A 26,379-nucleotide genomic window follows, 5' to 3' on the forward strand; every position below is an offset into this window, starting at 1 on the left:
ATGTTATATATGATTAAATTTTAAATGATTAAAATTATGAAAAAAAATTATCTTTTATTAGCTGTTACTGCGATTATGATGTCTGTCGGGGCGTATTCGTTGGTCGATACGAAAGAAGCATCTGTTCTTATGTCTTTGAAAGAAGTCGAAGCTTTGGCAGATCAAGAATCGGACGGCGGGGAAGGTCGTTATAGTCCGTATTATATCTCTGTGGATTGTTGTACGAAATGGGAATTCGATTATACGGATTCGCAAGGAGCTAGTCATTATCGTTGTGTCAGCTGGATTCAAAAGACTTCGGTTGTGTGCGTAGCCGGAAATGAGTCTTGTACTGCATATTCTCCTTGTTAGATTGAGCTAAGGTTAAGACAATTCTTTCTTTGGGTACGAAACCGAACATTCGTCAATTTTTTGTTTTGAAAAAAATATATCTTATAGCGGCCGGTTTAGCCGTCGTTTTTCTTATTGTAACGAACCTTATTCTTGTTAAACGCGTTTCGGATGCGGAAACAGCGGTCGAATTGAGAGATTCGATTATTCGGGAGGCAGGTTCACGATCTTCTTCTCTGGAAGTGAAATACCTTAAAAGTTGTTTCAGTGGCTTGCTTTTGAATGAAGACATAAAAGCGTTTAATGCAGAATTGGTAGCGGCGGATCAGAGAAAGTATACGTTGGATCAGGCGCTGGGAAAAGGGCCTGTGCTTATATTGAGATACAGTGAACTGAACTGCGCGGATTGTGTGGTTTTTGCATTACGGAAAATTGCGGAAATTGCGGAAAAATATAAAGTGACTCCTGTCATTATTTCGGAATATTCTGATATGCATTCATTTAAAGATGCAGTTGCCAATTTTGGCAGAGATCGTTTTCTTTTCTACAATGTTGAAAAATTTTCCGATGTCGACCGGAAGGGGGTTCCTTATTATTGCTTATTGATGCCGGATCGTACGGTACATGCTGTCTTCATTCCCGATAAGTTACATCCGCAAATCACGGACTTTTATTTCGAGAACGTTGTGAAACGTTTTTTTAGTAATACGGATAATGATTGAGAGGCCGCGTTAATCAAAATCATGGGGCTTATTGAATCTCCGAAAGTTATTCTTTATTTTCGGTGATGAATCGGCACAACTGTTCGCGGGCCCGGTGTATCTGGGTTTTGACCGTTCCCATCGGGAGCGAGAGTTTTGCGGCGATCTCTTCGTAAGAGAATTCACGGAAGAAACGGAGTTCGATCAATTCGCGGTAGCGCGGCGACATTTTCGCCAGCAATCCTTCCAACTGAACCTGGCTCTGGTGCGTGATCAGGTGCTCCTCGGGGGTCGGGCCTCCGAGGGAGCCGGATACGCCGATCCCTTCGCCGACATAGTCGATCGACACCGTATCGTCGCGCCGGCGCCGCGTGTAGTCGATGAACGTATTCCGTGCGATCGTATAGACCCATTGGCCGAACGTGAAACGGCTGCTGTAACGCTGCAGATTCAGGTATACTTTGACGAACGTCTCCTGCAGTAGGTCGTTGGTGTCGTCCACGTTACCCCCGGTGCGCTGCATGTAGAGTTGGTAGATCGAGTCGCGGTAACGGTTGAACAGGTGTTCGAAAGCGGTCGAATCCCCGTCCTGCACCCGCCCGATCAGTTCCTGATCGGTGGCAATTATGTAATCTTCTATCGCCATATCGCTTTGTTAGGCCGTATCCGGCGGCTCAACGTCATCAAAAAGCCGCCCAGCGGGGCCCAGAAATCATACAGGATGTAAGTTCCCCCAAATTTTTTTTCGCCGAGCCGCCGTCCGATCCGGCGCATTTTCAGTTCGACGATCAGCAGCCTCAGCAGAGCGGGCAGCAATGGAACCGCGATCCATCGGACAGGCAGCAACGCCGCCGCTGCCGCCGTTGTCGCGAAAAACAGGAACCGACTGGAGAGTTCGTTGCGGACTGCCCTTCGGGCCTTTGCCGGATAGTAACGAAAAGCGTGCCCGAAATATTTGCTGACGCCGTACCACCAGCCGAGGCCTCCGTACTGGATCTGGCGTACGGTCGCATTCGGATTCATCACGACGCTGACGTTGTCCGTGCGGACGATTTTCTGGATAAACAGGTCGTCGACGCCGATATTCATATTCAAGTGGTTGAACCCCCTGCTGTCGAAATAGAGGCTTTTCGTGTAACCGATGTTGTGCTCGGTGCCGCGGAAGGTTTTCCCCCGCGTCGCGGCGGACAGGTAGCGCACCGAGGTCATCAGGCGACTGCAACGCATCCACCGGTTGGCCATGCCCTTTTTGGGTTCGATGCCGCAGTAACCGATGACCACGTCCCCGCAAATAAATCCTTTGGCCATCAGCGACAGCCATTTCTCGGAAACGGGGTAACTGTCCTGCGTCGTGAATATCAGGTGCTCGTAACGCGCCGCTTTGATCCCGACCGTCAGGGCCAGCTTGATGCTGTGTTCGTGATGGCTCTGCTGCCGGATGCAGGTTACGTGCAGGTTCGGCACGACAAGGCTTTTTTCCCGCAGGATCTCCCCGATCTCGTCGTCGTAGCTGCAATCGACCAGGACGACTTCGAATTCGTCGTATTGCTGTCCCAGCAACAATGGCAAGGTATGCTCGATGAAGTAGAAGGAGTTGCCGCGTACCACGACCACGACCGAAACCGGCGGCGAGGGAATGTCCTGACGGATGCCCCGGTTGTTGCGGAACCGCGGCAGCCGGCCGTAGCGCCCCAGGTAGTAATGCAGTTGGATGAAGAAAAAAACGAGCGCGGCCCCTATCAGTCCCACGACCCAGTAAGGATGGACGATACCCTTTGCCGTCAGGTCGTTATACAGGAGATCCAAGTATTCCACGATGCGATCGGTTTAAACGTATTTCGTTGATTCTGTCCCGGTTGCCAGAACGTCGTTTGTCGGACGGTTTTCACTCGGCGGTCGTCGCCGGCCCGGAAAACGGTTTACAAATGTACGGGATTTTGGGGGAATACCCAAACGGTTTCCCGATCCGCGAAAAAATATTTACCTTTGCCCTTCATGAATTTTGAACTCGTACATACCGATCCGCACAGTGCAGCGCGCGCCGGGGTAATCACGACCGGTCACGGGACGATCGAAACGCCGATTTTTATGCCCGTAGGAACGGTCGGAAGCGTCAAGGGCGTTTTCCACCGCGACTTGCAGCAGGAGGTGGGCGCGCAGATCATTTTGGGGAATACCTATCACCTGTACCTGCGGCCGGGCACCGAAATCCTCGAACGGGCCGGCGGCCTGCACCGTTTCTGCGGGTGGGAGCGGCCGATACTGACCGATAGCGGCGGTTTTCAGGTCTTTTCGCTGGCCGAGTGCCGCAAAATCACCGAGGAAGGGTGCCGTTTCAGTTCGCACATCGACGGGTCGAAACACCTGTTTACGCCGGAGAGCGTGATGGACGTGCAGCGGAGTATCGGGGCCGATATCATGATGGCGTTCGATGAATGTCCTCCCGGGGACGCTCCGTACGATTATGCGGCCAAATCGCTGAATCTGACCTGCCGGTGGCTCGAACGTTGTTTCGAGCGGTATGCCGCGACGCGGCCGAAGTACGGTTACCGCCAGTCGCTTTTTCCGATCGTGCAGGGATGTACCTATCCGGATCTGCGGACGCGTTCCGCCGAATTCGTGCAGCAGTTCGACGCCGACGGGTATGCGATCGGGGGACTGGCCGTCGGCGAGCCTGCGCCGGTAATGTACGAAATGATCGAACTGGTGAACGGAATCCTGCCGATCGACCGGCCGCGTTACCTGATGGGAGTCGGAACGCCGGTAAACCTGCTCGAAGCGATCGAGCGCGGCGTGGATATGTTCGATTGCGTGATGCCGACGCGCAACGGACGCAACGGGATGCTGTTTACCAGCGAGGGGATCATCAATATCCGCAACCAGAAGTGGCGCGACGATTTTTCGCCGATCGATCCGGCGGGCAACTGCTTCGCCGATACGGCGTACACGAAGGCTTACCTGCGCCACCTGACCGTCGCCGGCGAAATGCTGGCCGCGCAGATCGCGAGCCTGCACAACCTCGCCTTCTACCTGTGGCTGGTGAACGAAGCGCGCCGGCGCATCCTCGACGGAACTTTTTCGGCGTGGAAACCCGGAATGGTCGTTAAACTGTCGCAGCGATTGTAAATTTAGGCGGGAACCGGCCCCGAAATACCGGATTTTCGTTAACTTTGACCGCAGTTTGAAACGCATAGCAACAGCGCACGAATCACGAATATGAAATTCCCCGGAATCAAAATCATAGACCGTTACATCATCCGCAAGTTCCTGGGGACCTATTTTTTCGCCATTGCGCTGATCATCGTCGTGGTCGTGATCTTCGACGCGGCCGAAAAGATCGACGACTTCATCGAACTGAAGGCCCCGCTGTCGAAAATCGTCCTTCAGTATTATCTGAATTTCATACCGTTCTTTATCAATCAGTTCAGTGGGCTGTTCACGTTTATCGCGGTTATTTTCTTCACGTCGAAATTGGCTTATCAGACCGAGATCATCGCGATCTTGTCGGCCGGGATCAGTTTCCGGCGGCTGATGTGGCCTTATATCCTCAGCGCCGGGGCGATCACGCTGCTGAGCCTGGTGCTGAACCTGGTGGTGATTCCCGCGGCGAACGGCGAGCGACTGAAGTTCGAATTGAACTACATCAAGAATATCAAGGGGGCGAAGTACGATCCGCATATTTACCGGCAGATCGAGCCGGGCACGTTCGCTTATATCCGAGACTATACCGAGCAGACCCGGACTGCGGCGTTCTTCGTGCTCGAAACTTACGAGAACGGGACGATCGTATCTTCGCTCGAGGCTGCGAATGCGAAGTTCGATCCCGAAACGGGACGTTGGAGCGCTCCGAAAAGCGTCTACCGGAAATTTGAGGACGACAAGGAGATTTTTAATAACACGCAGGCGCTCGATACGCTTATAAACCTGAATACAAGCGAACTGGGGCGTGTGGAAGAACTGGTCAAGACAATGGATATCGTAACGCTCGGCCATTTTATCCAGCAGCAAAGGGCCAAGGGGTCGGATATGATCGCCCGCTTCGAGGTGGAACGGCACAACCGGTTCGCCTTTCCGGCCTCGACATTTATCCTGACGATCATCGGCGTGTCGCTGTCGTCGCGCAAAGTGCGCGGAGGAACCGGGCTTCACATCGGCATCGGCATCGTGCTGGCGTTCTCGTTCATCTTGTTCAGCAAGTTCGGCGAAGAGTTTGCTAAGGGCGGATTGCTGCCGCCCGGAATCGCCGTCTGGATCCCGAACATCATCTATTCGTTCATCGCATTCTACCTTTACAAGAAGGCTCCGAAATAGCGGACTATCCCGAACGGGGGTATTGAGAAACGAAAGCCTCCGGCACGTATCTGTGCCGGAGGCTTTCGTTTCGGGACTTTTCGTCGATATTATTCGGCCGCCGGATCCGGCAGCCGGTCGATCTCGTCGAACGTGAACCGGCGGATTTCGCAGTCGCCGATGCCGCGCAGTAAAACGAAGCTGACCGAGTCGGCCTCTTTTTTCTTGTCGTGCTTCAACGCTTTGACGAGCCGTTTGAAGTCGATCTCCGTACGAATCGGCAGGCCCATCCGTTCGAATACCCGCCGCACGCGGTCGGCTTCGTCCTGCGTCGCGGTTCCCAAGTGGGCCGACAAGCGGGCGATCATGACCGTGCCGATCGCGACCGCTTCGCCGTGCAGGAATTCGTTGCCGCACTTTTCGATGGCGTGGGCAAACGTATGTCCGAGGTTCAGCTTGCGTCGTTCGCCGCTTTCGCGTTCGTCGCGTTCGACGACGTCGGCTTTGACGCGGATGGCCCGCGTGATGGCTTCGTTCAGCAGCGATTGGTCGTTGCGGAATGCGTCGATCGGATGGTTTTCGAACAGTTCGAACAGGCCCCGGTCGGCGATCAGGCCCGCTTTGATGATCTCGGCCAGCCCGGCCCGGAACTCGCGGTCGGGCAGCGTTTGCAGCATCGACAGGTCGCACAGTACGAAATCGGGCTGATTGAACGTGCCGACCATATTTTTGTATCCTTCGTAGTTGACTCCGTTTTTGCCCCCGACGCTGGCGTCCACCTGGGCCAGCAGCGTCGTAGCGACGAATCCGAACCGTAGTCCGCGCATGTAGGTCGACGCGACGAACCCGGTGATATCGGTAACGATGCCGCCGCCGATGCCGACGATGAACGTCGTCCGGTCGGCTCCCCGTTCGAGCAATTCGGCGTAGAGTTTGTTGACCGTCGTCATGGTCTTAATCGTTTCCCCCAGGCCGATCAGACAATAGTCGTACCGGTTGATGATCTCCTTGTAACGGCGGTGTACATTCCCGTCGGTGATGATAATAACCCGTTTGCCTTCGGGCAGGTAATTGTCGAGCGAGTTGATCACGTCGCCTACGACCACCTGCGAAGGCTTCCCTTCCCTGCGTTTAACCTCGATCACTTGTTTCATGTTCTGTGGATTTGTCCTGCGCCGCCCCGGCGTTTTCCGCCTGCGGCGTATCTCGGAATTATAATACAAAGATAAATTTTATTTCGTACCTTTGCTCCCGACAAAAATCCATTCTATGCAAAATTTACGCAATATTGCGATTATTGCCCACGTCGACCACGGCAAAACCACGCTCGTCGATAAAATGATCCTGCAGGGCAACCTTTTCCGTGACAATGAAAAAACCGGCGAACTGATCCTCGATAATAACGACCTCGAACGCGAGCGGGGGATTACGATCCTGTCGAAGAACGTGTCGGTGAATTATAAGGGAATAAAAATCAACATTATCGATACCCCGGGCCACTCGGATTTCGGCGGCGAGGTGGAGCGGGTGCTGAACATGGCCGACGGCGTGCTGCTGCTGGTGGACGCTTTCGAAGGGACGATGCCGCAGACGCGCTTCGTGTTGCAGAAGGCGCTGTCGCTCGGTAAAAAGCCGATCGTCGTGGTTAATAAGGTGGACAAGCCGAACTGCCGTCCCGAAGAGGTGTACGAGCAGGTGTTCGACCTGATGTTCACGCTGAACGCGACCGAAGATCAGCTCGATTTCGTGACGATCTACGGTAGTGCGAAACAGGGTTGGATGTCGCACGTATGGAAAGAACGCACCGGGGACATCACCCCGTTGCTCGATGCGATTATCGACAACATTCCGGCGCCGCAGCAAAAGGAGGGTACGCCGCAGTTACTGATCACGTCGCTGGAGTATTCGCCTTACGTCGGCCGGATCGCCGTCGGCAAGTTGACGCGCGGGACGCTGAAGTCGGGGATGCCGATCACGCTGGCCAAACGCGACGGTAAAACGATGGTCAAGACCCGAATCAAGGATCTGATGGTATTCGACGGATTGAGCAAAACCAAAGTCGAGCGGGTCGAATGCGGCGAGATTTGCGCGCTGGTCGGCATCGAAGGGTTCGAGATCGGCGATACGATCTGCGATTTCGAAAATCCGGAGCCGCTGGAACCGATCGCAATCGACGAACCGACGATGAGCATGTTGTTTACGATCAACGACTCGCCGTTCTTCGGCAAGGAGGGAAAATACGTGACGTCGCGCCACATCAAGGAGCGTCTCGACCGCGAACTCGAAAAGAACCTGGCGTTGCGCGTGGTGCCGGGCGCTTCGTCCGATAGTTTTATCGTGTACGGGCGCGGCGTGCTGCACCTGTCGGTGCTGATCGAAACGATGCGCCGCGAAGGATACGAATTGCAGGTCGGTCAGCCGAAAGTGATTATCAAGGAGATCGACGGGAAAAAGTGCGAACCGGTCGAAGAACTGACGATCGACATTCCGGAAGCGTATTCGGGCAAGGCGATCGAGCTGGTAACCAAACGCAAAGGGACGCTGCTCGACATGACTTCGATTTACGACCGCCAGCGGATCGTATTCGAAATTCCGTCGCGCGGAATCATCGGGCTGCGCAGCAACCTGCTGACCGCTACGGCCGGCGAAGCCGTCATGTCGCATCGGCTGAAAGGGTTCGAACCGTATAAAGGGGATATGGAGATGCGCCAAAACGGTTCGCTGATCGCGATGGAGACCGGTACGGCTTATGCCTATGCGATCAACAAGCTACAGGATCGCGGCACGTTTTTCGTATCGCCGCAGGACGAGATTTACGCCGGACAGGTAGTGGGCGAAAGCACGCGTCAGGAAGATATCGTAATCAACCTGACCAAGTCGAAAAAACTGACCAATATGCGCGCCAGCGGTTCGGACGACAAGGTGTCGATCGCGCCGCCGGTGATCTTCTCGCTGGAGGAAGCGCTCGAATACATCAAAGAAGACGAATATGTCGAAGTGACGCCGAAGTCGATCCGGCTGCGCAAGATTGTCCTGAACGAGACCGAACGCAAACGTCAGGCGAAATAAACGGTCGAAAACAAGATAACGAAAAGGCGGATCGTCGATCCGCCTTTTCGTATTTTCGGGAAAGGTTTATCCGAAATAGAGCAGCATGGTGCCAGCCAGTACGACGGCGAGAATCGCCGCTTTCACCTTGATCTGCCGTTCGTGGAACAGGATCGCTCCGACGACGAACGTGAATACGACGCCCGACCGGCGGATCGGCGAGAGTACCGACAACAGCGCCTCGGGATCGCTCAACGCATAGAAGTACAAAAAATCCGATACGGTCAGCAGGAATCCGGTCAGAAAGATCGTCCACCGCCACTGCAACGGCGTGGTTTGTTTTCGTTTCGGATACCACATCAGCAGCACGATCACGATCATCATCAGCGACTGGTAGTAACAGGTGTAGGCCTGTATGGCCAGCCGGTCGTAACGGACGATCAGGAATTTGTCCCACAGCGCGCTCGCCGCGCCCAGCAACGTCGAGGCGATCAGGAAATAGACCCACAGCATTTTTCGGCGCGGCGGTTCGCGGTCGTCCCGGCCGTCGCGTTTGTCGAGGTTCGACAAAACGACCAGCGCCGTCAGCACGACGATCACGCCGACCCACTGGCTGAAATTGAGCCGCTCGCCGAAAATCAGGATCGCCCCGAGTACGACGAAAACCGGGCGGCTCGCCTTGACCGACGACGAGATCGTCAGCGGCAGGTGCTTGGTCGCAAAGAAACCGAATATCCACGATCCGAGTACGATTGCCGCTTTCAGCAGAATCCCCCAGTGCGCGTCGGCGGATACGGGGGGAATGTAGAAGGCGGTGTCCAACAGCGTATCCGGTGAGAAAACGCTCACCAATTGCAACGGCAGGAACAGGGCGGCGCTCAGCAGAATGCTGAGCGCCAGCACCGGAATAACGGCGTTGTCTTTCAGCGCGCTTTTCTTCGCCACCTCGTCGAGACCGAGAAAAAGCGATGAAAAAAATGCCAGTGTCAGCCACATAACCGTTTCGTTTGAATTTTTATGCGGCAAAGATAGCTATTCCGTTCGAAAACGGGTGCGAAACGGAGATTCGGGATATAAAAGCTTTCGGCGCGAATTGCTTTTTTCCAGGTTTTTTTACCTTTGTATAAAGGTTTTCGGATCGAAGGAATCATAAAATATAGGAATTATGAAAAAAATCCAGTTCTTGTTTATCGCGGCGTTCGGCGCTTTTTTTGCCTGCACAAGCGGGCAGCATACCGGGACGGCTCCGGCGCTGGTTCAGGTTTCGGCATTCGATACGGTGTTGGACGGCTCGGACGTGTCGCTCTACACGCTGCGAAACGACAGCGGCATGGTCGTCCAGGTCACCAATTACGGCGCGCGCGTGGTGTCGTTGTGGGTGCCCGATGCGAAAGGGGATTTCCAGGACGTCGTCTGGGGATACGAGTCGATCCACGACTACCTGGACTCTCCCGACCGGTTTTGCGGCCCGGTGGTCGGCCGTTACGGCAACCGGATCGGTAAGGGACGGTTTACCCTGGATGGGAAATCGTACCAGTTGACGCTGAACGATGGGGAGAACCACCTGCACGGCGGCGCCGACGGTTTCTGGAACAAGGTATGGATCGCGCGGCCGTTCGAGAACGAACAGGGGGAACAGGCCGTCGAAATGAGCTACCGGTCTCCCGACGGCGAAGAGGGGTATCCGGGTAATCTGTCGATTGCCGTCACTTATACGTTGCAGAAAAACAATGCCTTGAAGATCGAATACCAGGCAATGACCGATGCGCCGACGATCCTCAACCCGACGAGTCACAACTATTTCAATCTGCATGGAAACACGGCTTCCAGTACCGATTCGCATGTGCTAACGATCCATGCCGACCGGTTTACGCCGACCGATGCGGGATTGATTCCGACCGGCGCGCTCGATTCGGTAGCCGGAACGCCGCTTGACTTCCGGGTGGCGCAGCCGATCGGCAGTCGGATCGACGCCGATTTCGAACCGATGAAGCTGGCTCGCGGATACGATCACAACTGGGTGCTGAACAAACAGGGGAACGAAATGAGCGTGGCCGCCGAAGTGTACGAACCCGCAACGGGGATCGTGATGAAGGTCGAAACCGATCAGCCCGGCCTGCAGTTTTACAGCGGGAATTTTATGGACGGGACGGAGATCGGCAAACGAGGCGACCGGCATAATTTCCGCACGGGGATAGCCCTCGAGACCCAGAATTTTCCCGATGCGCCGAATCACGAGAATTTTCCGTCCGCCGTGTTGCGCCCGGGCGAGACTTATACGCAGACCTGCGTCTATGCTTTCAGCGTGAAAAAATAGATCCGCCGACGGATTACAATGTCGTTCCGGAATCGTCCGGAACGGCTTTTTTGTTCTTCGGGGGCGCGGAACTTCGGGAACGCGAATCGCGCCAAAAGAAAACGGGCGCTTCGAAAAGTGCCCGTTTCGGTTGTTGAGATCAAAGCGCCTGCTATTTGTTGGCGGCTTTTTTATCGTAATGTTTTTGATAGCGGCTCATAAACTTATCGACGCGTCCTGCGGTGTCAACCAACTTCATCTTACCGGTGTAGAACGGGTGCGACGTGTTGGAAATTTCCATCTTATACACGGGATAGGTTTCGCCATTCACTTCGATGGTTTCTTTTGTCTGAACGGCGGACCTGCACAAAAACACATGATCATTCGACATATCCTTGAATGCCACCAAACGATAATTCTCAGGATGAATCCCCTTTTTCATGATGTTTTTTGTTTAAAAATAGTTAAAAATCAGTAAATTTCTACGATTGAGGATGCAAAGTTAGTAAATCAATCCGGTTTTCCAAAACAATGCATCCGTTTTTCCCCGAAAAACCGACCGCCGTTCCCGAAATCGCTTCCGAAGACGGCGCATTCGAAAGCATCGCCGTTGCGATCAACTACTTATAGCTGATGACCAGTACTTTGGAATACTCCCAGAATTTGCTTTTGTCCTTGATGACCAGCGATTCGAACACGCCGCTGTCGTTCATCACGAATTCGTACGACCCGGCCGGATGCGAACTGACGAGCGTCGCTTTCTTGTGTCCGATTTTCACGTCGTCGAAATTCCGGATATCGACCTGGGTGAAGCTGTCAAGGCTTCTGTTTTCGTTGATCTTCAGTGTTCTGCCGATGAATCCGCTCTTGTAGACGATCTCTTTCGAGAGCAGTTCCTTTTCCGATCCCACGATGTAATATCCGGTATTCAGGATGTTGTTCTGGGTTTTTACCTCCCCTTCGAGCGAGGTCTTTTCGGCGGTCAGTCCGCTGACCTGCGTATTGAGTCCCGAAACCTGCTCGGTCAGTTCGGCGACCTGGACGTGCATGTTTTCGAGATTTTGTTTCAGAATTTTGATTTCCTGGTCTTTCGATTCGATCTGGGCGTTCAGCTGCGCGATCAGCTTCTCGAAACTGCCGATTTTGACGTTCGCTTTTTTAAGCTGGTCGGCCGACTGTTGCAACCGGGCGATCGTCTGCCGGTTGGCGATCAGCAGTTGGTTGATCGCTTCGATGTCCTCGTTGATCTGCGTGGTGGTTCCCTTCGGGATTTCGCCTTTGTCGATATTTTCGTTGATGATGTTTTCCCGGGATTTGATTGCGTTCAGATTCTCGGTAACGATGCTCAGCGACGAGAAAACTTCGTTGAGTACGGAATCTTTCTGGGCGACGACTACGGCCAGCGAATCGTTTTGGCTGGTCAGTCGCTCGGTTTTTTGTCCGCCCGTGCAGGACGCGAGCAGCAACAGCGCGAAGAGATATAAAATTTTTTTCATTACCCTGATGGATTAAGGTTTATTGGTTTTGATGTCGTATCCGGGCGTTACGGCCCGATCAGAAGGTGACTTTGATGCCCAACCCGAAATCGGCGGCGTGGAATCCGGTTTTTCCGATCACGTTCAGGTTCGGTTTATAATCCAAAGAGAATGCCAGAGGAATCGAAGCGACTTTGTATTCGAGTCCGACGATCCCGTTGATCCCGAACGTGAATTTGCCTTCGTGATGGTCCCACGACCCGATGTTGACGCCGGCGCCGTAATAGAAGTTGAATCCGCTGGCGATTACCGGCACGTTCCGTTCGTAGAGGGCGTACACGTTGAATCCCTGTGCGAAGTCGAGCATACCTTCGATCGAGTTGACCGGGTCGAAATTGTGCCGTACGGTGATGCCGGAGGCGGTTACGCCGCCGCGGACGCCGATTGCCCAGTTATAGTTCTGGGCGCTGAGCCCCGTAACGGCGGTCAGCGACAAGATCGTTAGCAGAACAGCTATCTTTTTCATAAAACACAGATGAACGGTTAGTACCGGCAAAATTAATAATTTTAGTCATATAATCTCCCGGAAGGGATAAAAAGGAGGTCGCGAGGGACGGGATCGTGCGGATTGCTTCCGTCTTCCGCTTCCGGGAGGAGCATGGAGACCCGGGAAATCCGCGCGCCCTGTTTCCCGCCCGGCTTGTTTTTCATGCGGTTATACGGTTACGTGCCGGAATTTCGGATCTTTTCGGCAAATGCAGTCCTCCAGGTGATCGTTGATAAACCCCGAAGCCTGCAAGTGGGCGTAACAAATCGTAGTCCCGAAGAATTTGAATCCTCGTTTTTTCATGTCCTTGCTCATGGCGTCGGATTCGGGAGAAGATGCCGGAATCTCGCTCAACGACCGGAAGGTGTTGACAATCGGTTTTCTGTCGGGGAAGAACGACAGGGTGTATTCGTAAAAACTGCCGAACTCCTTTTGTATGGCGAGCAGCAGCCTTGCATTGGTGATCGCCGCTTTGATTTTCAGACGGTTTCTCACAATGCCGTCGAATCGCATCAGCCGTTCGACGTCTTCATCGGTCATTTGCGCCACCCGCTCGGCATCGAAATCGCAAAAGGCTTTGCGATACCCCTCGCGCTTCCTGAGAATAGTTATCCAGCTCAATCCGGCTTGGGCGCTCTCCAGCACGAGAAACTCGAACAGCGTCTTGTCGTCGGTCACCAATTTTCCCCACTCCCGATCATGGTATTTCACATACAGCTCGTCGGTTCCGCACCAGCCGCAGCGTCCGTTTATGATGTCTTGCATAATCACAATGTTTGAATACGGCGAAGATAGCGGATTCGCAGCGTCGTGCCAAATTTCAACGGACGATTCTGTTAATTTACAAACAACGAATTTTCCTCCCGATCGCCCGGCTTCGGAGGGTGATCGTCCCCCTGCAAAACTCGGCTCCGGGACACTTGCAGCCTTGCCAGCGCTCCGATATCGGGTGTCGCAAAACCGTTTCCGTTTTTATTTGCCGTTTCGTATACTTAGGTAACAGAGTTATGAATCTTTTGGAATTATTGCCGTCGAATCGGCGGGATTCCATTGTAGGGCAGGTATTTGACAGTTAGACCCGCCGGGAATATGCGGTGCGAATACGGCATTTTTTACGGTTTACCGATACGCACGGACTGAGAGGAAGCCGCGATACATATACTGTCTGGCGGGTAACTGGAACACCAACCCGCGAAGCAAGCAAAGTATTCGTCCGATCTGAAAACAAGTCGGACGTTTTTATAGAAACATGATGAGAAGACAGGCGAAAATCCATCACAGTATCGGCTTTCCAAAGATTGCGTGCGGCACACGCTCCGTCCGCGACCGGTCGGAACGTTTCGGCCGGAATCCGGCGTCACGCACACCCGCCCGTGCGCAAAACCGCGCAATACGGAATAAGTATTTGCACCTATTGAACTTACCGGCGCATCGGCGTATCTTTGCCCGGAATCGCAAACCGAACTTTATGAAACGAAATTTCTGGGGTAGTTTTCGCAACGAAGACTGGATGGCAACGATCATGGGCCTGTTGCTGGTGGTCGCCGTAATAACAGTGCCCGGCTGGATTCCCGCATTTCCCAAAACATTGTCTACCGCCGGTTCCTGGCTATCGGTCGCCGGCATGTTCTTAATCGCAGCCCTGTTTTCCGCGCTCGGTATCAAACTGATGGGCGACCGGCTGCGGGGTTTCATCCCCTCTTTCGCCGCCATATTCGTCCTCTCGGCCCTTTGTCAATACGTTTCGATGCTTCCGCCCATCAAAACGGCGGGACTCGAATCCGTCTTTTTCTCGGTGATTCTGGGACTACTGATCCGCAATACCATCGGATTACCCAAATGGCTTTCCCCAGCCGTCAGAAGCGAATACTACATTAAAATCGGCCTGATCCTGCTCGGCACGTCCGTTCTGTTCGGAGAAATTCTGAAAGCCGGAGCTTTAGGTATGCTCCAGGCCGTCGTCGTCGTCTTTACCGTCTGGTATTTCACTTTCTGGCTCGCCAGAAAGCTAAAGCTGGACAGCGAAATGGGCATTATGCTGGCGAGCGCCGTATCGATCTGCGGCGTATCGGCGGCGATAGCGACCTGCGGAGCCATCAAAGGCGACAGCAAAAAGCTGTCTTTCGTGGTTTCCATCGTCCTGGTCGTGGCCATCCCGATGATGTACCTGATGCCGCTTCTGGCAAAATGGATGGGACTTACGCCGGAAGTGGCGGGAGCATGGCTCGGGGGTACCATCGACACGACGGGAGCCGTAGTCGCCGCCGGCAAATTCCTGGGAGAAACGGCCGAGACGTACAGCGTCATCATCAAATCGTCCCAAAACGTACTGCTGGGAATCGCCGCATTCGCCATCTCGATCTACTGGTCGCTGCGCGGAACCAATCGCACCGAACGCCCCACCGCGAAAGTGATCTGGGATCGGTTTCCCAAGTTTGTCGTGGGTTTCGTAATCGCTTCGCTGGTCTTCAGTTTCTGTATGCCGCTGCAGGAGGCCAAAGCGCTCGGGGGATTGGCCAAAGGACTGCGCGAGGTCATGTTCTCGCTGGCTTTCGTGTGCATCGGGCTTGAGACCGATTTCCGGTTCATCTTCAAAAAAGAAAACAAAAGCAACATCGCCACTTTCTTCGTCGCCCAGGGATTCAATATCGTGGTCACGCTGGTAATGGCTTACCTGCTGTTCGGGTTGTGGGCCGGCTGATCGCCGACACAACGATTATGCTGCAACCCTTTGTAACGACGGTTCTCCAGAATCATTCGGTGAACCGTCGGTTTCGTACGATTCATTTTGTGCCGTGTCAGACCCGACGGGCGCGATCCGTCCAGCCGTAAAATTTCGGCGCGATCCTCCTTTTGCAAATCCCGGTGAAGCATCGGCTTTGGTAATTTATCTTCGAATCGTTAACTTGCATCGATTTTAAACAACCCAAAACCGACACGATGAAACGAATTTACCGATCGATCCTGCTGCTGGCCGCCGCGCTGCCTGCGGCGTTTCCCGCAGAAGCCCGTGAAATCATCGATATCAACCGTAACTGGCGTTTTACGCTGGACGACGACCGGACGTACGGCGAACCGGCCTTCGACGACAGCGGTTGGCAACGGCTCGACCTGCCGCACGACTGGAGCATCGCAGGCGCTTACGACAAACGGAATCCGAGCGGGCCGCAAGGCGGCTTCATGCCGTGCGGAACCGGCTGGTACAGGCATTCCTTCGAAGCCCCTGCCGGTTCCGAAGGAAACCGCGTTTTCGTCCGTTTCGACGGCGTCTACATGAAATCCCAGGTATGGATCAACGGCCGCATGGTCGGCGAATACCCGAACGGGTACAATTCGTTCGAATACGACATCACCCCTTTCGTCCGCCGCGATACGCTGAACGTGCTCGCCGTCCGCGTCGACAATTCGTTGCAACCCGGGTCGCGCTGGTACACCGGATCGGGCATCTACCGGAACGTTCACCTGATCGTCACGTCGCAGATGCACTTTACCGACGGAGGCGTTTTCATCACGACTCCGGAAGTTTCGGCGGAACGGGCCCGAATCGAAATCAACTACCACGTCATCAACCACAACTACCCCGAGACACGGTTTACCTGGACCGACAATAAGTCGCTGTACGTCTGGCTGCGCGACGGCAACGCCGACGCCGCACCGAAAACCGACGCCAACAACCGGGTGCAGAAAGAATGCACGCTCACTTCGATCCTCTACGACGCAGACGGCCAGGAAGTAAAACGGGTTTCAACCAAACATCGGATCGGGGATTACAGCGAAGCCGATCTAAGGCAACAAATCGAAATCGACCGCCCGCATCTGTGGTCGGACCAGACCCCTTACCTTTATAAACTGGTCGGTACGATCTCCTACGACGGCCGCGAGGCCGACCGGGTAAGCTATCCGGTCGGAGTGCGTACGATCCGGTTTTCGCTCGAACGGGGTATGGAAGTCAACGGCCGGCAGGTCAAACTACAGGGGGTATGCCTGCACCAGAACGTAGGCTGTTTCGGCAGCGCCGTACCGCTCGGGGTATGGCAGGAAAGGCTCGAAACGCTGAAAGCGATGGGCTGTAATGCTGTTCGGCTCAGCCATTACCCGTTCGCGCCCGAATTCTACGATCTGTGCGACTCGCTCGGTTTTTACGTGTCGAACGAAATTTTCGACGAATGGAACCGCGGGCAGGAATGGGGCTATTCGGAAAGTTCGTACGGAAAAATGCCCTATACCTACCACCTCTATTTCGATCAGTGGGGCGAAACCGACCTGCGCAGAATGATCCGCCGCGACCGGAACCACCCGTGCGTCGCGCTGTACGTGCTCGGCAACGAAATTCCGAACCAGCGCATCCAGGGAATCGAAATCGCACAAAAGCTGAAAGCCATCACCCGTGAGGAAGACCCCACGCGGCCGGTAACCGCCGCCTGCGACTTCTTCGTCGGAGCCAATATTTACGGCTTTATGGATCAGTTCGACATCGCGGGTTACAACTACATCGACCGCATCCATCCGGACAGCCTGTACGCCGCCGAACACGCCCGTTACCCGAACCGCATCCTGCTCGGCACGGAGACTTATCATAAAACCCGCAACCACGTATCGATACGCGACAACGCCGGCGCGATCGGCGAATTCGTCTGGGTGGGCTACGACTACCTCGGCGAAATCGTGTGGCCGGATTACCGCGGCTGGGACGAAGGAATGCTCGATATCGCCGGCTTCCCGAAACCGGAATACTACCTGCGCAAAAGCTACTGGTCGGACGAACCCGTCGTCCATATCGGCGTCCGCCAGGGCCCCGACCGCGATTTCGATTGGAGTCCGCGCAACGTAGCCGACCACTGGAACTGGCAGGGGCGGGATCAGGACACCCTGGAAGTTTACGCCTACTCGAACTGCGACGAAGTCGAGCTCCGAATCGGCCGGCGCAGCCTGGGCCGGAAGCCGGTCGGGCGGAACGACTATTACGCTCTGTGGAATGTCCCCTTCAAAGCCGGCACGATTTCGGCAACCGGTTACAGGCAAGGGAAAAAGGTTGCCGAACACCGGCTCCTCACGGCCGGGAAGCCATATGCGGTCGAAGTATCGCGCATTTTTCGCTACGACGACGTTATCCGAGTAGAACTCTGCGTCGTCGACAAGGAAGGAATCCGTATCCCCGATTCCGAGGCGGAGATTACCCCTGGAAACATCCCGTCCGAACGCCTGCTCGGATTCGATAACGGCAATCAATACGACCCGCAGGGCCTCAAATACGCGTCCGCAGAACGGGGACGCTGCTCGGGCGGACGCATGGTCGTCTACTTAAAACCGGATTCCGCCGCCGTGAAAGCGACCTTCGATTCCCCGGGACTGATTTCAGCCGAAGCCGAGATCTAAATCTGCCGGACGAACATTCTCCCGGCAAATGTTCTTTCGAGTAAAAGAGAAGGCTGCGATTGCAAATCGCAGCCTTCTCTTCGAAACGTCTTTCCGAAACATTGCCCATATACAGATCCGTCCGAAAACACACGACGCTTCTCCGCACCGTCGTCGCAAACCGCCCGTTTGCTCTCGCCGGAACGGAAACCGGATCGTCGGAATACCCCCGACAAGCCCCAAACGACGCTTAACCGAGACCATACGCAAAACATCCGCATCCCCCGCCAGATCCATCGGCACGCCCCTCTCGGAACTTCTTCGTCCCTTTATTCCCGGATACTCACATAGACATTCACGGATAAAAAACGAAGGCCTCCCCGACAGCGGGGAGGCCTTCGTTTTTTATCCGTAAGTTTCTCTTACAAAGCGAGGAACTCGGTCGTTCCGAACAGTTTCGAGAACTCGACGTCCTTGGTAGCCTGAGCCTTCATAGCGGGATCTTTGGCGATAGCGCTCTTCAGGTTGGCAACAGCGGAAGAAGAGTTACCTTCGCGCATAGCGATAACTGCTTTCAGGTAGTCGGCTTCAGCCGATTTTTCGTTCGACAGCAGCGATTTTGCTTTCGACAGGTTGCCGTTGAGAACTTCAGCGACTGCGAGGTTGTAACCGCTCAGCGCTTTGGCAGCCTCGGCATAGTTTCCTTCTGCCAGGTTAACCAGACCCATGTTGGCTTTCGAATCGGCCGTATTCAGAGCAGCGAAATATTTCTGAGCCGCAGCAGCGTCACCGCTCATCAGGGCTACGACGCCCAGGTTGTTGGTGATAGCGGCATCTTTGCTCATACCTGCAGCCTTTTCGAACAGGGCTTTAGCCTGAGAAACTTTACCGGCACGCGCATAAACCACACCTGCGTTGTTGTAACCGCGAACGCTGTTGTATTTGGTAGCGGCAGCCTGGTAAGCTTTCAGTTGGGCAGCGGCATCGTCGGTCAACGTAGCGGCATACAGCATCTCTTCTTCGCTCAGTACGTCGATGTTCGAAGCGGCAGCTTCTTTGATCTCGGCATCGGTGCGGCCTTCGATATCCACATCGGCGATCAGCTTCGTACGACGCAACTGCGGCAGGATTTCCTTAGCCAGCACATCGAATACGGAAGTCATGTTCTTGATCTCTTCGTCGCGTTTCACCGGATTGTCGTACATGGCCAGAACCTGCAGAATCAGGTCTTTGTCTTTGATGTCCGAAGCAGAAACCAGTTCTTTGAAACCTTCCCAGTCTTCACCGTAAGCGGCGATATCGTATTTCGGGTTTACGCTTTCGAGCGTTTTGCTGATGGCTTTCTGACCGCTTTCGCTACGAGCCTTCGACAGTTCGTCGTTGAACTTAACCGGGCCGTCGGGAGAAGCGTAACCTTTTGCATATACGTTACCCAGCGTAGCGCGATCCTTGTCCGAGTACTCTTTTACGAAAGCTTCGAACATCTTCACCTGATCCTTGGTCAACTCGCCCGGACGAACGTTCGATTTGTTGATCAGGTACATGATTTCGGCATTCTGAGAAATGGTGGTCACTCTCTTGAAGTTGTCGGGCATGATCGACAGGTAAGCGGCATTGTCAGCCAGAGCCTGGATGGTGCTTACGCCTTCGGCAACCGGGATGGCTGCAAACGGAGTAAATTCCTTGCGTTTTTTGCAGCCTTTTGAGCACTTCGACTCGATACGCAGTTCGAGGGTCGAAAGTTTAGCGCGTTCGTCGTACGGGAACGACACGGCCTGCGTATAGGAACCGCCGGTCTTGTAAGGAATAACGGTGTAGTTATCCTTTACTTTTTCACCCTGGATGAATTTGGGAGTACCTACCAACTCTCCGCCTTCGAATACCAGAACCGGAGTAACCTTCAGTACGGCTTTCTTGTTGAAGTACTTAGCAGGGAAATCAACACGTACGTCCGTAACGACGTTGCTACCCTTCAGGGTCAGCACGGCAGGCGTTGCAGACACACTCACTCTGTCCACTTTTTTCAACATCTTGTTGTAGCAATTACAGCTGGCTAGCAGTATTGCTAAAGAAGCGAGCATGAAACTTTTTACTAAACTTTTCATAATCAGTGCTTTAAAAATTAATTAATTGTTTATCTCTGGTTTTAATCTATTAATCCTCAACGCCATAGTTGATATCCGCAAAAATAAGAATATATTTTAAATAACAATTAAAAAATCGACTTATTTTTGAACCCGATACCTCCCCTGGGTAGGATATCAGTCATCAAACTATTGTTTATCAGACTTTAAAAGAGCTTTTTTCGAAAGTTTCAGCTTGCCATTTTTAGGATCAACACCGATCAGTTTGACTTCGATCATATCGCCCTCCTTCAGGCCGGTTTCTTCCATCGTTTCGAAACGTTTGTTGGCGATTTCGGAGATGTGCAGCAGACCGTCTTTGCCCGGCATGATCTCCACAAATGCGCCGAAAGCGACGATCGAACGAATCTTTCCCCGGTAAATTTCGCCGACTTCCGGAATCGCCACGATCCCTTTGATACGGGCCATAGCCGCTTCGAGAGCCTCCTTGTTTTCGCCGAAAATGTCCACGTATCCCTTTTCGTCCTTTTCGGTGATCGTAATCGTCGTGCCGGTCGTCTTCTGAATCTCCTGAATCACTTTGCCTCCCGGGCCGATCACCGCACCGATAAATTCCTGCGGGATCACGATCTGCTCGATCCGCGGAACGAACGGTTTGAGTTCGGCGCGCGGTTCGGATATCGTTTCAAGTATCTTGCCAAGAATGTGCATACGGCCCTGTTTGGCCTGTTCGAGCGCATTGGCCAGCACTTCGTACGAAAGACCGTCCACCTTGATGTCCATCTGAGTAGCGGTAATACCGTCTTTGGTACCGGTCACCTTGAAGTCCATGTCGCCGAGGTGGTCTTCATCGCCCAAGATATCGGACAGCACGGCGTATTTTCCGGTTTTGGCGTCGGTAATCAGCCCCATGGCGATCCCGGAAACCGGTTTCTTGATCTTCACCCCGGCATCCATCAGCGCCAGCGTTCCGGCACACACGGTAGCCATCGAGGACGAACCGTTGGATTCCAGAATATCGGATACGACGCGAACGGCGTACGGATTCTCTTCGCCCACCGGTACCATCGGCTTCAGCGCGCGCCATGCCAGGTTGCCATGGCCGATCTCGCGACGCGACAGGCCGCGTGCGGGACGCGCTTCGCCGGTCGAGAACGGCGGGAAGTTATAATGCAGCACGAACTGTTCGGTGCCTTTCACGAGCACGTCGTCGATCTGCTTCTCATCGAGTTTCGTCCCGAGCGTTACAGTCGTCAGCGACTGGGTTTCGCCGCGCGTGAAAACAGCCGAACCGTGCGCCGCGGGCAGGTAATCCACCTCGCACCAGATCGGACGGATCTCGGTGGTCTTACGGCCGTCCAGACGTATCCCCTCGTCGAGAATCATGTTGCGCATCGCTTTTTTCAGCACGTCATCGTGGAAATAACGCTTGATCAATGCGCCTTTTTCCGCCAGGAATTCTTCGCTGAATTGCGCTTCGAATTCGGCTTCCAGCGCATCGAATTTCTCCGAACGCTCGTGTTTCGCAGTCATCGACTTCGCGATCTCGTAAGCTTTGTCGTACGTGGCGGCGATCACCTGTTGGCGCAATTCCTCGTCGTTGCTTTCGTGGCAGTAGGTGCGTTTCACGTCCTTACCCAACTCTTTTGAAAGTTCGATCTGCGCGGCACAGTGCTTTTTGATCTCTTCATGAGCGAATTTGATGGCGTCGAGCATGACCGCTTCGGACACCTCTTTCATCTCGCCTTCGACCATCAGGATGTTGTCGATCGTAGCGCCCACCATGATGTCCAGATCGGCGTCGGCGTTCTGCGAGAACGTCGGATTGATCACGAACTCCCCGTTGATCCGCGACACGCGCACCTCGGAAATCGGGCCGCCGAACGGAACGTCCGAAACGGCCAGCGCAGCCGACGCGGCCAGCCCGGCCAGCGCATCGGGCATGATATCTTTATCGGCGGAAATCAAGTTGACGGTAACGAATACTTCCGCATGGAAATCGGAAGGGAACAGCGGCCGCAGCGCGCGGTCGATCAAACGCGATACGAGAATTTCGTAATCCGACGCACGGCCTTCCCGTTTCAGGAACCCGCCGGGGAAACGACCGCAGGATGCGTATTTTTCCTTGTATTCGACCGACAGCGGCATAAAATCGCAGTCGTCCTTAGCCTCTTTGGCTGCCGTCACCGTGGCGAGCAACATGGTGTTGCCCTGTTTGACAACAACCGAACCGTCGGCTTGTTTTGCTAATTTTCCGGTTTCGATGATTATCTCGCGACCTCCGCTCAATGAAATCACCTTTTGTGTTGCATTATACATGTTTTTATCCTTCTAAGTGTCTATGAAAAACTAAATTCAACGGGCAATCCGCACTCTCCGAAAAAGAACCGTTTTAATGAGAATAAAGCTGCCCTACAAGAGGGCAGCCTATTCCGTCGGTAACCCGGAAAATTACTTCCTGAGTTCCAGAGCTTTTACTACGGCTCTATATCTTTCAATATCAACCTTTTTCAAATAATCAAGAAGCTGACGGCGTTTTCCGACCAGACGCAGCAGCGAGCGCTGCGTACCGAAGTCTTTCTTGTTTTTTTTGAGGTGCTCGGTGAGGTGGTTGATACGGTAAGAAAATAACGCTACCTGGCTCTCGGGAGAACCGGTGTCGGTATTAGACTTTCCGTAGGTTGCAAAAAGCTCCTGCTTTTTGTCTGCATTTAAATAACCCATTGTTTTGAATTTAAAAGGTTTGTATTCCGCCTTGGCTACCCTCCTTCCTCAAAAGAGAGTCTTCTCAAAGCGACTGCAAATCTAACGTTTTTTTACGAAGCAACCAACTAATAATCAAAGAAAGATCGCATTTTTTACAGAAAATCCGTTTTCGGCGACCGAGGGGAGATCGTTTCAGGATTCCGAAGGGTCTGAAAAGTCCTGTTTGCAATAGAGTTGCCCGTTCCCGACGCGTACGACCCGCACTTTTTCGCCCCGTCCGATAAAAAGTCCGTTTTCGGCGACCGCATCGTAATAAATCCCGTCGAGCACGATCTTTCCGGACGGACGCAGAACGGCGGTGACCGTCCCGGTGCGGCCGACCAGGCCGTCCTGCGGCAACCGGTGGCCGACATAACCCTGTTCGGGAGTCAGGTCGGTCGTCAGCACGATCCGGCTGCGCAACCGCGAATCGCCCGTCAAAAAACGGCGGCCGAAATAAAGCGCGGCGACGAATGCCGCGACGGAACCGACGATAACGACCAGAAACGGCCGGACGATCCGCCCGGCGGACAGTTCTCCGGAAAAGACGTGCCGCAAAACATCGTTGTCAATCGCGGCGAACGCAAGCCCCGTCACAACCGCCACGATCCCGGCGATCCCCGCAATGCCGAACCCCGGCAGCACGAAAATCTCGACGGCGATCAGCAGCAGCCCGACGACAAAAAGGATCGGTTCCCAATTCTGCACCATCCCCTCGAGGTAAAGCGGCGAAAAATAAAGCACGGCTCCGAGCACGGCGGCAACCAGCGGGAAACCCACTCCGGGGGTCTGCAACTCGAAGTAGATCCCGCCGACGATCAGCATGATGAAAATTCCCTGCGCGAACGGGTTCATCAACCAGCCGAGCACGCGGTCGAGCGTCGTCGGATTGTATTCATGAAGCGTATAATCGACGACTCCGGCATTCGACAGCACCTCGGCGACCGAAACGGCCTTGCCTTCGCTGTAATGCCGGGCGAGGGCCTCGTCGGCCGTCAGCGTCAGGACGCCGACCGTCGTACTGTCCCCGGCGGTCGTCCCGACCATCGCTTCGGCGATCGCCGGATCGCGCCGCCAGCGCCAGACGGTATCCGTTCCGTCTACCCGCTCCACGACCTTGCCGTGGGCTTCGGCCGTCGACCGCATTGTCGCGCGCATGAAACTCTGGTACTTGTCCGGCATCGGCCGCCCCTGCTGATCGACCACCGACGCGGCGCCGATATTGCCGCCCGGACGAATGTAAATGCGATCGGCCGCCAGCGCGATCAACGCGCCGGCCGAAGCGGCCTGGTTGTCGATCCACACCCATACCGGAATCCGGGAATTGAGCAGCATCGTGCGGATCGAATCGGCCGCCGCGACGACTCCGCCGTACGTATTCATTTGGATAACCACCAGGTCGGCTCCCATCTCGTCCGCCTGCGCGAGGCATTTCCCGGTCAGCCGTTCGACCGACGGCATGATGTCTTCGCGGATCGGGAAGGTATAGACCAACTTCCGCCCCGTAGAATCGGCCGCGCGCCCGGAAAACGTCCCGAGCAACAGCGCCAAAACGATCCCGACGTATTTCATCCGGTTTGTTCTCATAGGCATGAAGACTGTAAAGTTCATATTTCGGACACTCCTAAAGCCATTTCTTCCACCGGAAAAACAGGTACGTAAGCGCAGACACGAGCACCATCAGCCCCAGCGCGAACTCATAGCCGTACTGCCAGCGCAACTCCTGGATGCTCTCGAAATTCATTCCGTAGATGCTGGCGATCATCGTCGGAGGCATGAAAAACAGCGCGGCGACGGTAAAGATCTTGGTCACGTTACTCTGTTCGATATTAATCAGACCGAGCGCGGTATCCTGCATGTAGTCGAGCCGTTCGGAACTGAAATCGGCATGATTGATCAGCGAATTGACGTCCTTGATCATCAGTTGCAGCTTCGGATAGATGTCGTTCGGGAAACGTTCGCTGCGCAGGATGCCCGACAGGATACGCTGCCGGTCGAAGATGTTTTCGCGGATCAACATCGTATTCTCCTGCATGTGGCTGATCTGCTTGAGGGTTTCCTTGTCGATATGTTCGCTGAGGTTCATGTTTTTGCTCAGCGTGGCGATGTTTTTGGCCAGGGCTTCGACCAGGTCGGCATCGAAATCGATCCGCACCTCGAGGATCGAGATCAGCAGGTGGTAGCCGGTCGAGTAGGCCCGGTAGTTCATCTGCAGCCGTTTCGCGCTTTCGGTAAACGTCCTGAATTCGCTGGTGCGCACCGACACCAACACGCCTTCGGTAATGATGAACGAAACGGGCTCGATACTGAACGCCTCGGGATTCGGAATGAAAAAGTTCGAATTGCAGATGATCGCATTCTCGGTTTCCGAATATTTGGACGAACTCTCGATCTCCTCGACCTGCTGACGCGTCTGTAGGTTGATCTCCAAAAAGTTCTCCACGGCTTTCTGCTCTTTGATCGTCGGAGAAAGCAGGTCGATCCACAAAATATCGTCGTAACCGAGATCGTCGAAAAGCCTGACGTCCGCGTTGCGAACGATTTTGTTATATTGCTTCAGGTAAATAGTAATCATTGTTCTTGAGCTTTAGAGGGTGAATAGTCGGGTCGCTTCCGTCCCCTCCGGGGGCGCGTCAACCGGAAGTTCATCCGGGATTGATCGGAGGGTCGATCTTCCTGCCCTCCTGCCAGTAAAGCGCCGTCGCACGGCGCTTCTGCTCATCAAAAACAAAATCGATATTCCGCGTCAGGTAATCGTAAGCATAACTTCTGTCGCCGTAACCGTAACAAGCGATCGCTTCGGGAATGTGCCGGACGCCGTAATCGAGCGCCTCGGCGAGCCGTTCGACGGTCCGGTCGTCCACGCCGGAACGCGCCACCCACGCCGCGAAAGCGAAAGGAAGCCCCGTCATTTCACGCCATGCGTCGGCCAGATCGTAACGATACCGGAACTTTTCCTCATGGTCGAACACCTTGTCGCCGATGATCAGATACCCCGTCCGCGGCTGCGGAGCGTTCAGTGCAGAGAAATCTTTCAGTTCTTTCCATTCGGGACGGATCCCCCACAACTTCGACGCGAGGATGCGCACCAATCTCACCGAAGTCAGCGAATGGCTGTCGAGATAAATCGTATCGAGCCGATCCAGCGGAGAATCAGCCGCCAACACCACCGTGCGAACCGAACGGCTCGCACCGATGCAGAACGGCGTAACGATGCGGATATCGGGAATCGACGGGACGGCCGCTACGGGAATCAGCGCGATTTCCGCGCCGCCGTCGCGCAACAGGGAAGCGCATCCCCGGGGCGGGGAGAGCAAAAGATCGGCATACAGGTCAATTCCCGCATGCTCGATACCATATATAAAAGGTATGGTATTGAGGTAAGATACCGCAACTATTCGGTTCCGCATCATCATCCATACAGCTTCAAAATTCGTTGAACAATATCCGCACCGCCTTCAAACGGATGCGGGTCAGGCTGTTGGCAGAGTGCTTTCTCGGTGACAAA

At 54.2% G+C, this 26,379-nt stretch carries 22 protein-coding genes; 8 read left to right on the plus strand and 14 right to left on the minus strand.

Features of this window, described 5'->3' with window-relative positions:
* Positions 1-36: 36 nt before the first annotated feature.
* Together GFH31_RS07035 and GFH31_RS07040 are read left to right on the plus strand one after the other, a co-directional pair.
* Entirely contained in the window at positions 37-351 is a 315-nt protein-coding gene (locus tag GFH31_RS07035; protein ID WP_147386983.1) for an NVEALA domain-containing protein, read from the plus strand.
* Positions 352-380: 29 nt separating this feature from the next.
* Positions 381-1,052 (plus strand): hypothetical protein, encoded by a 672-nt coding sequence (locus GFH31_RS07040; RefSeq protein ID WP_153497705.1) that lies wholly within the window; start codon positions 381-383, stop codon positions 1,050-1,052.
* Positions 1,053-1,098: 46 nt separating this feature from the next.
* Here GFH31_RS07040 and GFH31_RS07045 read toward each other — a convergent pair whose 3' ends face one another.
* The gene (locus tag GFH31_RS07045) at positions 1,099-1,677 is read right to left on the minus strand and encodes an RNA polymerase sigma factor (RefSeq protein ID WP_055203143.1); all 579 of its coding nucleotides are present in this window, start codon (positions 1,675-1,677) and stop codon (positions 1,099-1,101) included.
* Complete coding sequence (locus GFH31_RS07050; protein WP_153518046.1) at positions 1,668-2,846, minus strand: glycosyltransferase; 1,179 nt, start codon at positions 2,844-2,846, stop codon at positions 1,668-1,670. The genes GFH31_RS07045 and GFH31_RS07050 overlap by 10 nt, the downstream gene beginning before the upstream one ends.
* Before the next feature lie 180 nt (positions 2,847-3,026).
* Between GFH31_RS07050 and tgt the strand changes: the two genes are divergently transcribed.
* A complete protein-coding gene (gene tgt, locus GFH31_RS07055; protein WP_101573540.1) occupies positions 3,027-4,157 on the plus strand; it encodes a tRNA guanosine(34) transglycosylase Tgt in 1,131 nt (376 codons plus the stop codon).
* 90 nt (positions 4,158-4,247) lie between these two features.
* The gene (locus GFH31_RS07060) at positions 4,248-5,342 is read left to right on the plus strand and encodes an LptF/LptG family permease (protein ID WP_055203148.1); all 1,095 of its coding nucleotides are present in this window, start codon (positions 4,248-4,250) and stop codon (positions 5,340-5,342) included.
* A gap of 89 nt (positions 5,343-5,431) precedes the next feature.
* On the opposite strand, the gene aroB is transcribed toward GFH31_RS07060, so the two are convergent.
* On the minus strand, positions 5,432-6,475 hold the full coding sequence (gene aroB, locus GFH31_RS07065) for a 3-dehydroquinate synthase (RefSeq protein ID WP_055203149.1): 1,044 nt from the start codon (positions 6,473-6,475) through the stop codon (positions 5,432-5,434).
* Between the two features lie 115 nt (positions 6,476-6,590).
* Here aroB and typA point away from each other — a divergent pair, with 115 nt between their 5' ends.
* Positions 6,591-8,390 carry a translational GTPase TypA gene (gene typA, locus GFH31_RS07070; RefSeq protein WP_101573542.1) on the plus strand — a complete coding sequence of 600 codons (1,800 nt, stop codon included), beginning with the start codon at positions 6,591-6,593 and terminating at the stop codon, positions 8,388-8,390.
* Positions 8,391-8,456: 66 nt separating this feature from the next.
* On the opposite strand, the gene GFH31_RS07075 is transcribed toward typA, so the two are convergent.
* Positions 8,457-9,365 carry an EamA family transporter gene (locus tag GFH31_RS07075; protein WP_101573543.1) on the minus strand — a complete coding sequence of 303 codons (909 nt, stop codon included), beginning with the start codon at positions 9,363-9,365 and terminating at the stop codon, positions 8,457-8,459.
* A 169-nt stretch (positions 9,366-9,534) separates the two neighbouring features.
* Between GFH31_RS07075 and GFH31_RS07080 the strand changes: the two genes are divergently transcribed.
* Positions 9,535-10,686: an aldose epimerase family protein gene (locus GFH31_RS07080; RefSeq protein WP_153497706.1), complete on the plus strand. Its 1,152-nt coding sequence runs from the start codon at positions 9,535-9,537 to the stop codon at positions 10,684-10,686.
* A gap of 151 nt (positions 10,687-10,837) precedes the next feature.
* Here the strand turns inward: GFH31_RS07080 and GFH31_RS07085 are convergent, their stop codons facing one another.
* From GFH31_RS07085 to GFH31_RS07100, 4 genes are all read right to left on the minus strand, one after another.
* The gene (locus tag GFH31_RS07085; protein WP_055203156.1) at positions 10,838-11,107 is read right to left on the minus strand and encodes a type B 50S ribosomal protein L31; all 270 of its coding nucleotides are present in this window, start codon (positions 11,105-11,107) and stop codon (positions 10,838-10,840) included.
* Positions 11,108-11,285: 178 nt separating this feature from the next.
* Complete coding sequence (locus tag GFH31_RS07090; protein ID WP_228385730.1) at positions 11,286-12,161, minus strand: hypothetical protein; 876 nt, start codon at positions 12,159-12,161, stop codon at positions 11,286-11,288.
* 58 nt (positions 12,162-12,219) lie between these two features.
* A complete protein-coding gene (locus GFH31_RS07095) occupies positions 12,220-12,666 on the minus strand; it encodes a hypothetical protein (protein ID WP_055203593.1) in 447 nt (148 codons plus the stop codon).
* 189 nt (positions 12,667-12,855) lie between these two features.
* A complete protein-coding gene (locus tag GFH31_RS07100; protein ID WP_101573548.1) occupies positions 12,856-13,452 on the minus strand; it encodes a DNA-3-methyladenine glycosylase I in 597 nt (198 codons plus the stop codon).
* A gap of 703 nt (positions 13,453-14,155) precedes the next feature.
* Between GFH31_RS07100 and GFH31_RS07105 the strand changes: the two genes are divergently transcribed.
* Together GFH31_RS07105 and GFH31_RS07110 are read left to right on the plus strand one after the other, a co-directional pair.
* Positions 14,156-15,388, plus strand: a complete 1,233-nt coding sequence (locus GFH31_RS07105) for a YeiH family protein (RefSeq protein ID WP_153497707.1) — start codon at positions 14,156-14,158, stop codon at positions 15,386-15,388.
* A gap of 239 nt (positions 15,389-15,627) precedes the next feature.
* Positions 15,628-18,063 carry a sugar-binding domain-containing protein gene (locus GFH31_RS07110; protein ID WP_153497708.1) on the plus strand — a complete coding sequence of 812 codons (2,436 nt, stop codon included), beginning with the start codon at positions 15,628-15,630 and terminating at the stop codon, positions 18,061-18,063.
* 401 nt (positions 18,064-18,464) lie between these two features.
* On the opposite strand, the gene GFH31_RS07115 is transcribed toward GFH31_RS07110, so the two are convergent.
* The 6 genes from GFH31_RS07115 to GFH31_RS07140 all read right to left on the minus strand — a co-directional run bounded on the left by GFH31_RS07115 (position 18,465) and on the right by GFH31_RS07140 (position 26,287).
* Positions 18,465-20,051: a tetratricopeptide repeat protein gene (locus GFH31_RS07115; RefSeq protein WP_228385731.1), complete on the minus strand. Its 1,587-nt coding sequence runs from the start codon at positions 20,049-20,051 to the stop codon at positions 18,465-18,467.
* 264 nt (positions 20,052-20,315) lie between these two features.
* Positions 20,316-22,445, minus strand: a complete 2,130-nt coding sequence (gene pnp / locus GFH31_RS07120; RefSeq protein WP_101573554.1) for a polyribonucleotide nucleotidyltransferase — start codon at positions 22,443-22,445, stop codon at positions 20,316-20,318.
* A gap of 132 nt (positions 22,446-22,577) precedes the next feature.
* Positions 22,578-22,850: a 30S ribosomal protein S15 gene (gene rpsO / locus GFH31_RS07125; RefSeq protein ID WP_055203075.1), complete on the minus strand. Its 273-nt coding sequence runs from the start codon at positions 22,848-22,850 to the stop codon at positions 22,578-22,580.
* Between the two features lie 174 nt (positions 22,851-23,024).
* Complete coding sequence (locus tag GFH31_RS07130; protein ID WP_228385732.1) at positions 23,025-24,464, minus strand: NfeD family protein; 1,440 nt, start codon at positions 24,462-24,464, stop codon at positions 23,025-23,027.
* A gap of 31 nt (positions 24,465-24,495) precedes the next feature.
* Positions 24,496-25,446 (minus strand): CorA family divalent cation transporter, encoded by a 951-nt coding sequence (locus tag GFH31_RS07135; protein WP_055203071.1) that lies wholly within the window; start codon positions 25,444-25,446, stop codon positions 24,496-24,498.
* A 70-nt stretch (positions 25,447-25,516) separates the two neighbouring features.
* Positions 25,517-26,287 carry a menaquinone biosynthetic enzyme MqnA/MqnD family protein gene (locus tag GFH31_RS07140; RefSeq protein WP_118457920.1) on the minus strand — a complete coding sequence of 257 codons (771 nt, stop codon included), beginning with the start codon at positions 26,285-26,287 and terminating at the stop codon, positions 25,517-25,519.
* Positions 26,288-26,379 lie beyond the last annotated feature (92 nt).

The sequence above is a fragment of the Alistipes sp. dk3624 genome (genome assembly GCF_009557455.1).
Lineage (GTDB): Bacteria > Bacteroidota > Bacteroidia > Bacteroidales > Rikenellaceae > Alistipes_A > Alistipes_A hominis.